Origin of the sequence: Xanthomonas cassavae CFBP 4642, assembly GCF_000454545.1 — a bacterium.
GTDB classification, from domain to species: domain Bacteria; phylum Pseudomonadota; class Gammaproteobacteria; order Xanthomonadales; family Xanthomonadaceae; genus Xanthomonas; species Xanthomonas cassavae.
The window spans coordinates 2,409,292-2,422,320 of the sequence record NZ_CM002139.1; the positions used below are offsets into that span (position 1 = coordinate 2,409,292).

Here is a 13,029-nt window from a genome sequence, read left to right on the forward strand (position 1 = left end):
CTGTTGTACTCCGCGTCGCCGAAGGTCAGTTGCATCGTCATCGTCCTGGTGCCTCTGTGCGATTGTCGCAGGATCAGGGGGAGTTGTTCAGAGTTTCCTTAAAGGGTATTCCCCGAAGGGAAAAGCCTGATCAAGAGAAGGGCGATTAGATTTGTCCCCAGGGCAGAAAAAAGCGCTTCGAAGGCTTGATCTCTCGTATTTGCTTTTGCCAATCGGAAATTTGAGCTTGAAGCTTCTCCACTGAATAGTTTGAATACTCACAGGCAGCTATAGCATCGAGAAGACCGTTGCCAACGTCCATGACCAGCATGCTTGCCGCCTTGTGTCGTAGAGATAGAAGCTCCGATGCGATCAAATGGAGATCTTCGGCCTTGTCGGATCGAAGGATCTGGGTTCTCGGGCCGTCCCCTACGTAATTGATGGATCTGACAACTCGCAGTGCTTCATATTTTAATGCGTTGAACTTCGATAGTTTCGCCATCAAAAGCCCGGAGTAGTAGCCAGCCACCGTACCAGGCACCAACGCCATTGCGACGTCCCCCCAAGTTTGAGTAGCGCCTTAGTTTGGAGTCCAATTCCCTACCCCGAGGAGATTGGACGTGAAGAAGCGTTTTTCCGAAGAACAGNCAATCGGCGGAATGACGCCGACGGCCTATGCCCAGCACCTGGCCAACAGCGATATCATCAACCCCGGACTCTAAACCCGACTGCTACTCAGGATGGGGGGACGTCGCCAAAGGCAGGCATTTTGCGTTTTCCCGTTTTCAAATTATGCTTGGAGTGTTTAGTCGGTGGTCAGTGCTTTATTCAATTCTGATTGCGCTATCCACTCTCTTACGAAGCTTATGCCCATCAGTACATACCAAAGGCAAGCCCCAAAAGCCACAAATAGAACCTTTCTTTGCTTGCTCACTTCCTTAGTGATATGGCTCCTTATCTCTGAATCGTTCCATATTCCACAGAGAATGGATCGATCTTCTAGTTTGAAGCCCTCTGGGGTGACCCACAGCTCGGTCTTTTTGGAGCAGTCCGACTTGGTAATCGTGACCCGATCGCCGAAAAACGGGCGCACCAGTGTTGCGTCACTATCCGAAAGCCATAGATCAGTGTGTGTTTTTTTAAGTGTTGCCAAAAGACTGCTATTTGTGGTCAATCCGAGTGAAAGTAGTCCGGCTGGAATGAAAATTAGGAATATTAAAATCGGAAGAGTGAACCAATATTTTCGAGGCAGCCGCTTCGGGATGATTTCAAGATTTTTCAAATCAAAAACCCATCCGGCTCTTCCTATTAAATCGAGCGAGATGTTTTTGACGTTCGCAAACTCGGCCAACTTCTTTGCATCAGAGAGTGTTCTGGTTCGAACGCCGTGGGTCATGCGAAAACTGATCAATGCTGCCTGATCGGCCAGACTTTTTCTGATGACAGGATCTTCGACATCATCTCGACTGATAAAAAATCTCAGTAGCCGAGAGTTGATAGGGTGAAAAGATCCGGCTCGCCAGCAGGTAATTCCTGCCGCGATGCAGATGCCAATGACCGAATAGGGGGCGATTTCACGAGTTAGGAAGTCAAGCCAATCCATTATTTTCTTCCGATGAGGCCTAGTTGGCACGAGGATGTAGAGGATATCGGTTGGTGCGAGGACTATTTTAGAAGACCGTGATGGGGTCAGGTGCACTTATCAGGCGACGGCGCTCGGCTTGCGTGGCCCGTATGGAACTGCGCCAGCGGCGCACACAGCCGCGCGAGACCCTCCGGCGTGTATTGACACGCCAGACCGTGTACTTGCAATCTAGGCTCAAGGAGCGTCGAAACTCCTCTAGTAGCGGTACCCACCTCCGTCAAACCGGTGGGTTTTTTGTGCCTGCATCCCGCAGGTACAAGCCGACGCAATGCCTGCGTCGGGAGGGCGGCTAATACAACACCCGCAAGGGGAATACGCCCGCCGGCTACTAGCGGTTTCGAACCTCCCGACATCCCGTCGCCGTTGGCGGCGGTTCTTGGGTTGTTCCAGGAGGGCGTTGCCATGTCTACCGCACCATCCATGCCGGCATCTGTGCCGGTTGATCTGTGGCCAGCTTCCGCTCACCGCCTGCGGTTTGATATGGGCGATGTGCTGCGCAGGCTCGACGCACGCACAGGTATTGAGCAGGCGAGTGACCATACTGCGCATCCGCTGAGTCGCCAGCTCGGTGTATTGCCGTACACCTCGCGCCGCCTGTCGGCACGCAGGGCTGTGCCATTGCAGCAGTACGTCGCTGCAACCATCACCCGCCATCACCCGGAGGCGCCATGACACGCCGTCGCCCACCCACGGCATCTGCCAGCGCACGGCCCACCCGCACACGTACGCGCCCCGCGCCGCCCAAGCGGGTGCAGTGGGTCGTTGTGGAACCCGACCGCACCAAGCTGCCACCGATGCTGCCACCCGACCCGGACGCCTCGCCGCAAGGCCCCGGCACGCTGCGCGCACCCCGCCGCGCCCGGCGCCCACGCCAATGCACCGTCAGCTACACCCATTACCCCGGTGCCCACGACCACGCCGGCGACCAGCACGTGCCCCACGTCCGCCTCAGCGGCCTATGGCTGGAACAACTGGGCTTTGCCATCGGCACCAAGCTGCGCATCACCGCCAGCGAAGGGCAGCTGCTGATGGAGGTGTTGCCGCCAGCGGAGGTGCCGGCCAGGGCGCGCAGTGTGCGGCGATGATGGTGCGGCCGCCAGACCCCTTGCGATTGACCTCGGTGCCGGATGCCACTAGCGTCGCAACCACACCAGCGCACAACGGGAAATAACGGTTCCAGGTTCATTTCCACGGCAGCCTGGCCGTCGCCAAATCATCGCGCCCATGCCTGCGCGCGTAGCGACATAGATCGGCAGCGATGCTGGTAGTGACACGACAACGGCCGCAATACGCGGCCGTTGTCGTTAGATCAGGCAACCAGGATCGTCTTGACGATTCCCGATTCCCGATTCCCGATTCCCGAATCCCGAATCCCGAATCCCGAATCCCGAATCCCGAACCTCAATGATCGCTGGAACGCAGCCCATCCACATCCAGGATCAGCGCCATGCGGCCGTCGCCGATCAGGGTGGCGCCGGCGTAGCCGGGCAGGCCGCGCAGGGCGCGGGGCAGGGGCTTGATCACCACTTCCTCGCGGCCGCGCACCTGGTCCACCACCAGGCCGAAGCGGGTTTCGCCGGCCTGCAGCAGCACCACCGTCAATAGCGGCGGTTGCTCGGCAGGCACGCCCAGCCAGCGGCGCAGGTCGATCAGCGGCAGGGTATGCGAGCGGCGGTCCAGCACGGCGCGGCCGTCGAACCAGCCCAACGAGGTCTGCGGGGCGTGCAGCACTTCGACCACGCGGGCCAGCGGCAAGGCGTAGACCGCTTCGCCGGCCTGCACCAGCAGCGTGGGCAGGATCGCCAGGGTCAACGGCACGCGGATCATGAAGCGGCTGCCGCGGCCCAGTTCGGACTGGATCTGGATCTGCCCGCTGAGTTCGCGGATGCGCGATTGCACCACGTCCATGCCCACGCCGCGGCCGGAGATGTCGGTGACCTCGGCCTTGGTGGAAAAGCCCGGCATGAAGATCAGATGCAGGCACTCGTCGGTGCTCAGGCGGGCGGCGGCTTCGGCATCGATCAGGCCCTTGTTGCGGGCGATTTCGCGCAGGCGTTCCGGGTCGATGCCGGCGCCGTCATCCTGGATCTCGATGCTGACGTAGTCGCCTTCCTGCTGCGCAGACAGACGCACATGGCCGCTGCGCGGCTTGCCGGTGGCTTCGCGCAGGGCCGGCGATTCGATGCCGTGGTCGATCGCGTTGCGCACCAGGTGCACCAGCGGGTCGGCCAGGGCCTCGACCAGGTTGCGGTCCAGTTCCGTCTCGGCGCCGATCAGTTCCAGTTCCACTTCCTTGGACAGCGTGCGCGCGACATCGCGGGCCACCTTGGGGAAGCGTGCGAATACCTTGCTCACCGGTTGCATGCGGGTGCGCATCACCGCGGTCTGCAGGCGCGCGGTGGCGATGTCCAGGGTGCTGACCGCGCGGTCGAGTTCTTCGTCGCGCAGCCGGGTGCGCAGGGTCTTGAGGCGGTTGCGCGACAACACCAGTTCGCCGATCAGGTTGACGATGGCGTCCAGGCGCTTGGTGTCCACGCGCACGGTCTGCTCGGCGTCGGCCGCCTTGGCCGCCGCCTTGGGCGCGGCCTTGGCGCCCGGCGCAGCAGCGCCGTGTGCGTCATCGTGTGCGGGTGCAGCGGCAGCGGCCTTGGGCGCGGCCTTGACCGCCGGCGGGCCGCTCTTGGCATCGAACTGCGCAATCAGCGAGGCCGGCGCATGCGGCACGGTTTCGCCCGAGCCCATCGCATCCAGCATGGCCTGCAGATAATCCAGCGACTGCTGCGCGGCATCGAAGTGATGCGCCTGCAACACCGCCTGGCCGGAGCGCGCCATGCCCAGGGTTTCCTCGGCGGCGTGGCACAGCTCCACCATGGGTTTTATCGCCAGGAAGCCGGCGCCGCCCTTGAGCGTGTGGAAGCCGCGGAACACCGCGTTGAGCTGGTCGGCTTCGTCTGGCGCCTGTTCCAGCGACACCAGCTGTTCGCCGAGGCGGTCCAGGATTTCCTGGGCCTCGACGATGAAATCGGCCGCAATATCGTCTGGAACAGCACTCATGGTTACAACCCCAATCCGGACAGCAAATCGTCGGCGTCGTCCTGCGACACCGCGTGACGGTCCAGGCCCTTGATTGCAGGACCGGCCAGACCGCCGTCGTCTTTCTTCGGCTCGGTGTTCTTCGGCGGCAGGCCGAGCGCACCGAAGCCTTCATGCACGCGCCGCACGATCCCGGCCACGCGGCGGATGATCTGCCCGCTGAGGTCCTGGTAGCTCTGCGCCAGCGACAGCTCGGTGAGGTTGTGGCGCATCTTTTCCAGCAGCGCGCCCTGGTCTTCATTGAGTCCACCGTCGCGCAGCTGGTTGGCCAGCACGCGGCACTCCTCGACCAGATCCAGCGTGCGATGGCTGGCCTTTTCGGTCATTTCCACCACGTGGTCCAGGCGCGAGCAGGCATCGTCCAGTTCGCCGGCTTCTTCGGGCACGGTGGGCAATTCGCCCAGGGCCTGCCCGAGTTCGCGGGCGAGCCGGCTCAGGCTCTGCATCATCGGGCGTGTGCGCAGGGCGGCGAGGTGATCGACCTCGCGACGCCAGGCGACCTGGTCACCGCTTTCCAGTGCATCGAGCGCGTGCTGCAGGCGCTCGATCAGGGCGGCACGTTCGGCATCGGCTTCCACGGTGGCGTTCATCAGGCGGTCGCCGCCAGACGTTCGAACACCTTGCCCAGCTTCTCTTCCAGTGTCTGCGCGGTGAACGGCTTGATGATGTAGCCGTTCACGCCGCACTGCGCGGCTTCGATGATCTGCTCGCGCTTGGCTTCAGCGGTCACCATCATCACCGGCAGGTGCTTGAGCTTGGCGTCGGCGCGGATGTTGCGCAGCAGGTCGATGCCGGTCATGCCGGGCATGTTCCAGTCCGTCACCACGAAATCGAACGGGCCCGCGCGCAGCGCAGCCAGCGCGCTGTTGCCGTCTTCGGCCTCTGCGGTATTGGTGAAGCCAAGATCGCCCAACAGATTCTTGACGATACGTCGCATCGTCGAGAAGTCGTCCACGATCAGGATCCGCATGTTCTTGTTCACATCAAGCTCCTAACTCTAAAAATTATGCGAAAAAATCAGTCATCATTTTCGACACCGGCATCGGCCAGTTCGAAGACCTTGAGGCGGCCGCGCAGACGCACCACCGCCTGGCCATGGATCTGGCAGACGCGCGATTCGCTGACACCGAGCACGGCGCCGATTTCCTTCAGGTTCAATTCCTGTTCGTAGTACAGCGACAGCACCAGCTGCTCGCGCTCGGGCAGCTGGCCGATGGCCTTGCCCAGCTCGCGGCCGAATTCGCCACGCTCCATCATCTGCTGCGGGTTGGGCCCACCTTTGGCGGTGGTGTCCAGTTCGCCGTGATCTTCGATGCGCGATTCCAGGCTCAGCACCTGGCCGCGTGCGGCGTCTTCCATCAGGCGCAGGTAGTCGGGCAGCGGCATGTCCATCGCGGCGGCCACTTCGGTGGCGGCGGCGGCGCGGCCGGTGTTCTGCTCGATCTTGCGCACCGCGGCAGCGGCGTCGCGGGCGCGGCGGTGTACCGAGCGCGGCACCCAGTCGCCACGGCGGATCTCGTCGATCATCGAGCCGCGGATGCGGATCGAGGCATAGGTCTCGAACGAGGCGCCCTGTTCGGAGTCGTAGCTGCGCGAGGCTTCGATCAGGCCGATCATGCCGGCCTGGATCAGGTCGTCCACTTCCACGCTCGCCGGCAGGCGGGCGGCCAGATGGTGGGCGATGCGGCGCACCAGGTCGGCGTGCTGGGTCACCACGTCGTTGGCGTTGTTGCGTTGCACGGCACGGTACTGCGCGGTGGCGCTCGTTGCGGTGGCGGTGCTCATGCGGCCACTCCCCGTTGGATGATGCGTTCGACAAAGAACTCGACGTTGCCGCGCGGCACGGTGGGAGCCTGCCAGCGCGAGGTACGGCGTGCGATTTCTGCGATGGCCTGCGCCGACGGACTGGCGGGGTAGGCCTTGATGACGGGTTGCTGGCGCTGCACCGACAGGCGCAGCCAGTCGTCCTGCGGCACATGGCCGAGGTAGTTCAGCGAGACATCGCCCAGGAACTTTTCGCACACGCGCGAGAGCTTGTCGTACAGCAGGCGGCCCTCGTTGGGGTCGCGCACCATGTTGGCGATGATCTGCAGGCGGTCCACGCCGCGTTCGCGCGAGAGCACCTTGATCAGCGCGTAGGCGTCGGTGATCGAGGCCGGCTCGTCGCAGACCACCACCACGGTGTCCTGGGCGGCCTGGCAGAAGGTCAGCACGCTGTCTGTGATGCCGGCGGCGGTGTCGATGACCATCACGTCCAGGTCGCGTTCCAGTTCGGAGAACACGTTGACCAGGCCGATATGCTGGGCCGGGGCCAGTTCGGCCATGTGGCGGCGACCGGAGGCGGCCGGCACCACCAGCACGCCGCCGGGGCCTTCGATGATGACCTCATCCAGCGTGCAACGGCCGGCGATCAGGTCGGCCAGGGTGTACTTGGGCGCCAGCCCCAGGACCACATCCAGGTTGGCCAGGCCAAGGTCGGCGTCCAGCAGCAGCGTGCGTTTGCCCATGTCGGCAAGCGCCACGGCCAGGTTGGCGGAGATGTTGGTTTTTCCCACGCCGCCCTTGCCACCGGTCACGGCAATGGTGCGCACCGGGCCCAGGGGCTCGGGACGGGTCGCCGACAGGGGGAAGGCGTTGGTCAGCTTGGCGTATTCACGCGACTGCATGGTTGTGCTCCGGAGTACAGGGCTTATCGGCAGCGCGCCGCAAATCTTCAAGGCGAAGAACGAGACTGGCGGCATTGGCGCGGTGCAGGTCGTCGGGGACCCGCTGTCCGTCAGTCACCCAGGTGATGGGCATTTGGTGATCGACGACGACCGACAGCGCACTACCGAAGCGGCCGGTCTCGTCAAGTTTGGTCAGCACCACGCCCTGGGGCTTGGCGTGGGCGAAGCGGCGCACGACCTCGTCGAGGTCGGAAAAGTGCGCGTTGGCAGGCAGCACCAGCAGCGAGGTGACCTGGTGCGCGGCGCGCAGCCAGTTCAGCTGGGCGGCCAGGGCGCGGTCGCGCTGGCCCATGCCGGCGGTGTCGATCAGCACCAGCTTGTAGTCGCGCAGGCGCTCGAGCAGTTCCAGCAGGCTCTCGGCGCTGTCGGCCTCGTGCACGGCGATGCCGAGCTGACGGCCGTAGCTGTGCAGCTGCTCGCGGCCGCCGACGCGCTGGGTGTCGGTGGTGACCAGGGCCACGTCGCGCGGGGCGTGCTGGGCGGCGAAGCGCTGGGCGAGCTTGGCGATGGTGGTGGTCTTGCCGGCGCCGGTCGGGCCGACCAAGGCGATCACGCCGCCGCGTTCCAGCGGGTCGACCGGGGCCACCGGCAGGCGCTTGGACAGCAGGCCCAGCATCAGCCCGCGGCCGCGGTGCAATTCGGTATCGGCCGGAATCTGCAGTGCCACGTCGCGGATCAGGCCGGCGTCGAAGCCGTAGTCGTCCATCAGCTCCAGGGCCTGCGCGCGCACCGGCGAGCCACGCAGGCGCTCGTCGGTCAGGCGGTTCATTTCGCGCTCGATCATCTGCCGCATCAGCGCCAGCTCGCCGCGCAGCTGCTTGAGTTCTTCGTCGTTCTGCGGGATCGGCGCGGCAGCCACCGGCACTGCGGCCAGCGCAGCGGGGGCGGGCGGGGCGACCACGATCGGCGGCAGCGCGGCCGGCGGCAGGATCTGCGGCAGCGCGTCGTCCAGATCGAAGTCGGCCTCGTCGGCGAAGGCGTCGTCGTCCTGGTCCTGGGCGGCATAGGCGGGGGCGGCAACCGTGGCGGCCATGACCGGAGTCGGTGCCTGGACCGGGGCGGCCTGCACGGCCGGGCGCTGCACCGGAGCGGTGGTCAAAAAGTCGGCGAACAGCTGTTCCGGCACCGCCGACAGCGCGTGTTCCTGGCGCTGCACGACCGGCGCGGGCAGGTCCTGCACGGCCGGCATCGGCGCGGCGCTGCGGATCGGGGTGGCGACCGGCGCCTGGCGCGGCACGCTGGCCGGCTGGCGCAGGGCCATGGCGGCAATCATGTCTTCGGCGGCGCTGGCCACGCGCTGGCGGTGGCTCATGGTCTCCGCGGCCGGCTTCAGCGGAGCGTGGACCGGCGCGGCGGGGCGGGCGGCAACCTGCGCCGGCTGGGCCGGGGCCTGCTGCACGGGAGCCTGCTGGGCCGGCGCGGCGCTGGGGGCCGGCGTCTCGCGGGCGGTTTCCAGGGCGCGCTGCACCAGCTCTTCGTCGTAGTTGCTGGCGGCGACGATCTCGATGCCTTCGGCGGTACGCCGGTTGGACAGGATCACGGCATCCGGGCCGTGTTCCTCACGCACCATGCGGAATGCGGTGCGCATATCCGGGGCGACAAAGCGTTTGATCTTCATGCCACGTGCCTCCAGGAACAGGACCCGCCGGACGCCGGACGGGTGCGCGATGAATGTGGGTGTGTTGCCAGCGTCATGAGTTGCCTGTCCCGGTCGTAGTTCCAAGTCCTGCCGTCCGCCCCGCAGCGGTGGTGCTGGCTGCGGTCTCGCCAGAGCTAATGCATGCGGTGTGCCAAAACGCGGCGTTGGGTTTCCGGCACACGCCGACATCGCGCCTGCGGGTCGGTGCTGCAAACGCAGTACCGGATGGAGTGGGTGGCGGTTTTCTGACACCTGGCCCGCTTCGGCTTGCTGAACTGCCCAGCCATCGGATCTCACGGCCCGGCCATCGAAGGGCTCGGCAGTCAATGCAAGAGCGGCGCCGGATCACACGCGGTTGGAGAGCATCTGCCTGGGTGTGGTCTGTGGCAGCCATCACCAGCCGCACCTTGGGGGACTTGGCCAGGACTTCCGGCAGCAGCTGGGGCAGGTGACAGGCACGTGCGCAGGTGGCTGGCGAGGCTTCACCTGCCTGCAGACAGCCCGTGTCAGGCAGGACTGAGCGCCGTGTATCGAGCGCAGCCGGCGTGACAGTTGGCCGTATAGGGGCCACTGGCGTGGCAATCGATGGGTTATCCGGTAGGCCTGCCGGGAGACCGGCCACCCGCCGTCAGCCTGTCACGCAGGTCTGGTCGCAGCCTGAGGTGCATGACACGCCCCAAACGGAGTGGTATCGCAACAGTTCAGGTCGGTGGCGTGCAGGCAGGTAGGGTTCTACCTGGTCGGCAGAAAATCGATGGTGTCGCGGTCGTTCTGGCCTTCCAACGGTGCCGCCTCGTCGCACTGCGAGTCCGCGTGGCGTGCGACATGGCGTTGCGAGGTGCCCGGCACAATTCGGGATCCGGGGGCATGACGATCAGCATCTGCAGCGCGACATCCATTGCCTGGGAATGTCGTCCGTATCGCCGCGTTCCGGGCAGTGAACGAAAGGACCAGCTCGCTAGCAGTGCCGATTGAGCTTCCGATCGCGTCGTGTCCTGGCCCTGCAGCAGTGCCGTACGCAGCGATCATGTCGAGCGAGAGTCCACTGTGCCGTTGCACCTCTTCGACCGCTTGCTGTCTGCGGGGTTCGTTTCAACGCCTGAGTGGATTTGTTATTCGCTGATTACCCGATGACCGGCCCCGGCGGCGTCGGCTGCTCCTGTTTGGCTTGCGTCATCGCCTGCTGCTGCCGTGCTGTTTTCAGCGTATGGGCCTGCACCTGTTGCATCGATGCCTCGATCGACGGTGCCGGCTCGGCGATGGATGTGGCGAAGCGCTTGGTGATGTCGTCGTAGTTCTGCGCATAGAACCGCTCGTTGACCACATCCACCCGCCCATCCCAGCCGGGCTTGAAGCCTTCCATGTACAGGGCCGCCGTGAGCTGGGTCAAGCGATCCTCCGGTAGCGGCGTGCCCTTCGCCTCCAACCGGTCTTTCACGTCCACATACAGGGGATGGCCGGGGTGCGCCGGGTCGCTGAAGGCGCGCGGTGTGGCCGAGGACTGCGTCTGCGCCGGGCTGTCGATGGCGCCTGGCAGCGATGCCTCGTCGCGCTGCGTGTCCTGGGTTTCCCGCTCGGCCGGCCGCCCGCGCTCCTGCTGCAGCTGTTGGTCCTGCTGCAACTGCCATTGGCGTTGTTGTTCCAGCAGCGCGTGTTGCTGCTGTGCAGGTAGATCGGGTGGGCTGCGTTCAGGCGTGGCGGCGAGCGGTGCGGTAGCGGGCATGACCATCACGCTGCGTGGCGCCTCCTGCGACACCGGGCCTGCGTGCTGCGACACCGGGCCTGCGTGTTGTGGCGTGTCGCGCTGGGCAATGGCTGCGCTGGCTTGCTGCTGCACCGTTGCAAGAGTATGGCGGTCGGCGATGCCGGTGACCTCATCCATGCCCTGCATCAACTGGAAGGCCTGCACACCGCGCTGGGTGGGCTGATCGTAGGTGCCGTTGATCTCCACCGGTGTCTTGATCCGCTCGTTGATACCCAGCTGGATCAGGCTGGCCTGCAGCGCCTGTACCTCGGTGCCGTGGTCGCCCGGGCGTAGCGTCGCCCCTGGTGATGGGGCTTGGTCGGGTGCGGCGTGTTCCGGTAGCGCATCGCGCGCGTTGGCCGGCTTCAGGGAATCTGCCTGGATCTGCTCTACCGCACTGCGGATCTCCTCGGTGCTGGTGGTCGCGGCGACCCGCACCACGCCATCGGCATCGCGGCGCAGATGCTGTATCGGGCTGTCCACCGAGTAGTGGCCGGACCGATCGCGCTCCAGAGCCAGCGACGTGATGGATGCGTCGATTCCGTTTGCCTCACGCGTGTGCTGCAGCGCCTGCTGGACGGCGTCGGTCGTCGTGGCATTGGGCGCAACCCCGTAGGCTGCATAGGTCGCCTGCAGGTTGACCTGGTCCTGCTGCTGCGGCGTTGGAGACCGCCGTTGCGGCATCTGCTCCATTGCCCGTGCGTGCTGGTCCAGGGCTGGCTGCAACTGCTGGCGGGTGGCGTCGAGTTCTGCCAGGACGTTGCCTTGGGCCACGTCATCGCCATTGCGCCATTGGCCTCGCGTGTCGCGCGTGTAGTACTTGCCGTCGGAGGCTTCCAGTGCGTCCGCGCTCAGCGCCGTCTGCACGGAGACCGGCATCGGGCCGAACGCATCCCAACCGTTGCGCCGATAGGCAGCTTGATAGGTTGCCGCAATTGCGGCCGGGCCACGGGCAATGTTGGCATCGATCACCTGGGCCGCCTGCTGATCCAGTTGGATGGCACGTTCGGGGCTGGCCGGATCGACATTCCAGACCGGCCGGTCATTCCGATCGACCTCGTCGGCCACCATCCGCGACCATTGTCCGTTGGTGGCATCACGCCTCCAATCGCGCTGGTACAGGTGCGCGACGTCTGCCTGGCCGGACGGCTGCACATAGGGACTAGTGGATTGCACCTTGCCCAGCGCCTGCTCGGTCGCTTCGCTGCTGGCGTGGTAGTTCAGCTCGCGCGCTTTCTCGGGCAGCGCGAACATGCCCTGCTTCTGCGGCGTACCCACGCCGTCGTCTTGCAGGTCGGCCTTTTCTTGGCGCAGCCACTGGCTGCCGTTGAACTCCCAGCTCACGCCCTGCGTGTCGGTCTGCGTATAGATCTGGCGGTTGTCCCAGAGCGTCGCGGCCTTGTCGGCCGCCGTGCTGAACAGGTATGCGTCGGCCATGACCAGCGCGACAGGGCCGGCACCGGTGGTGCCAACAACGGCAGCGGTGGCGGCACCTCCGGCCCAGCCGCCCGCGCCTCGGGCAGCAAAGTGCAGCGCTTCCGAGCGCGCAGCGGTGAGGTTGTCCTGTGCCAACAGCGTGGCAACACGCTCTTCGGTTTGCGACGCATCGTAGGCGGTCGCGGCGACGCCCAGACCCGCAAGCCCTGCCGTCATCCCTGCGCGGCCCAAGCCTGGGATTTCAGGTTCTGGCGTGGTTTGGATGTTGCGTCCCTGCCACTCATCCCAGCGCGCCTGACCCGCCTGGGCATGCTCGGTTGGCGGATTCATGCGCTCACTGAGCGGAAGCGTGCTCTGGTCTAACGCCTTCGACGTTCCCTCAATGGCCGTTCCACGAAAATACTCTCTGTTGTCGAGCCTCAGAACTTTGTTCTCGCGGAGCGCATCATCACTGGCCGGGATGCGCAGCATGCCCTCGTGTTCACGCGCACGCGCAACAATCAACTCAAAAGCTGCCTGCTGACCGAGCCGATCTTTCACACCGACTAGCGCTTCACGCGGAAGCCCCTCAATCGAGGTGACGTTTGGATTGGCAAGAATGCGAGGCACTTCAATTTCGCCAAAGACGCGGCTTGGCTGAGCGTCGCCCACGATGGCATGAACTTCACCTACGGAAACTCTGAACAACTCCCCCTGATCCTGCGACAATCGCACAGAGGCACCAGGACGATGACGATGCAACTGACCTTCGGCGACGCGGAGTACA

Annotated in this window: 11 protein-coding genes; 2 read left to right on the forward strand and 9 right to left on the reverse strand. The window is 64.7% G+C overall.

From position 1 onward, the window contains the following. Nucleotides 1–145: 145 nt before the first annotated feature. Nucleotides 146–529 carry a hypothetical protein gene (locus tag XCSCFBP4642_RS0110650; protein WP_029219771.1) on the reverse strand — a complete coding sequence of 128 codons (384 nt, stop codon included), beginning with the start codon at nucleotides 527–529 and terminating at the stop codon, nucleotides 146–148. Nucleotides 530–784: 255 nt separating this feature from the next. Then, the gene (locus tag XCSCFBP4642_RS28525) at nucleotides 785–1,582 is read right to left on the reverse strand and encodes a DUF6216 family protein (RefSeq protein ID WP_152527251.1); all 798 of its coding nucleotides are present in this window, start codon (nucleotides 1,580–1,582) and stop codon (nucleotides 785–787) included. Nucleotides 1,583–2,026: 444 nt separating this feature from the next. Between XCSCFBP4642_RS28525 and XCSCFBP4642_RS30025 the strand changes: the two genes are divergently transcribed. Continuing rightward, nucleotides 2,027–2,296 carry a hypothetical protein gene (locus XCSCFBP4642_RS30025; RefSeq protein WP_235048288.1) on the forward strand — a complete coding sequence of 90 codons (270 nt, stop codon included), beginning with the start codon at nucleotides 2,027–2,029 and terminating at the stop codon, nucleotides 2,294–2,296. Continuing rightward, a complete protein-coding gene (locus XCSCFBP4642_RS0110660) occupies nucleotides 2,293–2,709 on the forward strand; it encodes a SymE family type I addiction module toxin (protein ID WP_029219772.1) in 417 nt (138 codons plus the stop codon). The genes XCSCFBP4642_RS30025 and XCSCFBP4642_RS0110660 overlap by 4 nt, the downstream gene beginning before the upstream one ends. Before the next feature lie 316 nt (nucleotides 2,710–3,025). On the opposite strand, the gene XCSCFBP4642_RS0110665 is transcribed toward XCSCFBP4642_RS0110660, so the two are convergent. From XCSCFBP4642_RS0110665 to XCSCFBP4642_RS26915, 7 genes are all read right to left on the reverse strand, one after another. Beyond that, complete coding sequence (locus XCSCFBP4642_RS0110665) at nucleotides 3,026–4,678, reverse strand: chemotaxis protein CheA (protein WP_016904945.1); 1,653 nt, start codon at nucleotides 4,676–4,678, stop codon at nucleotides 3,026–3,028. A gap of 2 nt (nucleotides 4,679–4,680) precedes the next feature. Next, complete coding sequence (locus tag XCSCFBP4642_RS0110670) at nucleotides 4,681–5,307, reverse strand: protein phosphatase CheZ (protein ID WP_029219773.1); 627 nt, start codon at nucleotides 5,305–5,307, stop codon at nucleotides 4,681–4,683. Continuing rightward, entirely contained in the window at nucleotides 5,307–5,699 is a 393-nt protein-coding gene (gene cheY, locus XCSCFBP4642_RS0110675; protein WP_002813536.1) for a chemotaxis response regulator CheY, read from the reverse strand. The genes XCSCFBP4642_RS0110670 and cheY overlap by 1 nt, the downstream gene beginning before the upstream one ends. Before the next feature lie 35 nt (nucleotides 5,700–5,734). Further along, complete coding sequence (locus XCSCFBP4642_RS0110680) at nucleotides 5,735–6,502, reverse strand: RNA polymerase sigma factor FliA (protein WP_029219774.1); 768 nt, start codon at nucleotides 6,500–6,502, stop codon at nucleotides 5,735–5,737. Next, nucleotides 6,499–7,383, reverse strand: a complete 885-nt coding sequence (locus XCSCFBP4642_RS0110685) for a MinD/ParA family protein (RefSeq protein ID WP_005918202.1) — start codon at nucleotides 7,381–7,383, stop codon at nucleotides 6,499–6,501. Before XCSCFBP4642_RS0110685 ends, XCSCFBP4642_RS0110680 begins: the two co-directional genes overlap by 4 nt. Beyond that, nucleotides 7,370–9,061, reverse strand: a complete 1,692-nt coding sequence (gene flhF, locus XCSCFBP4642_RS0110690; RefSeq protein ID WP_029219775.1) for a flagellar biosynthesis GTPase FlhF — start codon at nucleotides 9,059–9,061, stop codon at nucleotides 7,370–7,372. The genes XCSCFBP4642_RS0110685 and flhF overlap by 14 nt, the downstream gene beginning before the upstream one ends. 1,144 nt (nucleotides 9,062–10,205) lie before the next feature. After that, nucleotides 10,206–12,593, reverse strand: a complete 2,388-nt coding sequence (locus XCSCFBP4642_RS26915) for a peptidoglycan-binding protein (protein WP_029219776.1) — start codon at nucleotides 12,591–12,593, stop codon at nucleotides 10,206–10,208. Nucleotides 12,594–13,029 lie beyond the last annotated feature (436 nt).

Excerpts from the sequence above, each read along its gene's own strand:
- XCSCFBP4642_RS0110650 (WP_029219771.1), bottom strand. The coding sequence starts at position 529 with ATGGCGTTGGTGCCTGGTACGGTGGCTGGCTACTACTCCGGGCTTTTG.
- XCSCFBP4642_RS28525 (WP_152527251.1), bottom strand. The coding sequence starts at position 1,582 with ATGGATTGGCTTGACTTCCTAACTCGTGAAATCGCCCCCTATTCGGTC.
- XCSCFBP4642_RS30025 (WP_235048288.1), top strand. The coding sequence starts at position 2,027 with ATGTCTACCGCACCATCCATGCCGGCATCTGTGCCGGTTGATCTGTGG.
- XCSCFBP4642_RS0110660 (WP_029219772.1), top strand. The coding sequence starts at position 2,293 with ATGACACGCCGTCGCCCACCCACGGCATCTGCCAGCGCACGGCCCACC.
- XCSCFBP4642_RS0110665 (WP_016904945.1), bottom strand. The coding sequence starts at position 4,678 with ATGAGTGCTGTTCCAGACGATATTGCGGCCGATTTCATCGTCGAGGCC.
- XCSCFBP4642_RS0110670 (WP_029219773.1), bottom strand. The coding sequence starts at position 5,307 with ATGAACGCCACCGTGGAAGCCGATGCCGAACGTGCCGCCCTGATCGAG.
- XCSCFBP4642_RS0110680 (WP_029219774.1), bottom strand. The coding sequence starts at position 6,502 with ATGAGCACCGCCACCGCAACGAGCGCCACCGCGCAGTACCGTGCCGTG.
- XCSCFBP4642_RS0110685 (WP_005918202.1), bottom strand. The coding sequence starts at position 7,383 with ATGCAGTCGCGTGAATACGCCAAGCTGACCAACGCCTTCCCCCTGTCG.
- flhF (WP_029219775.1), bottom strand. The coding sequence starts at position 9,061 with ATGAAGATCAAACGCTTTGTCGCCCCGGATATGCGCACCGCATTCCGC.
- XCSCFBP4642_RS26915 (WP_029219776.1), bottom strand. The coding sequence starts at position 12,593 with ATGAATCCGCCAACCGAGCATGCCCAGGCGGGTCAGGCGCGCTGGGAT.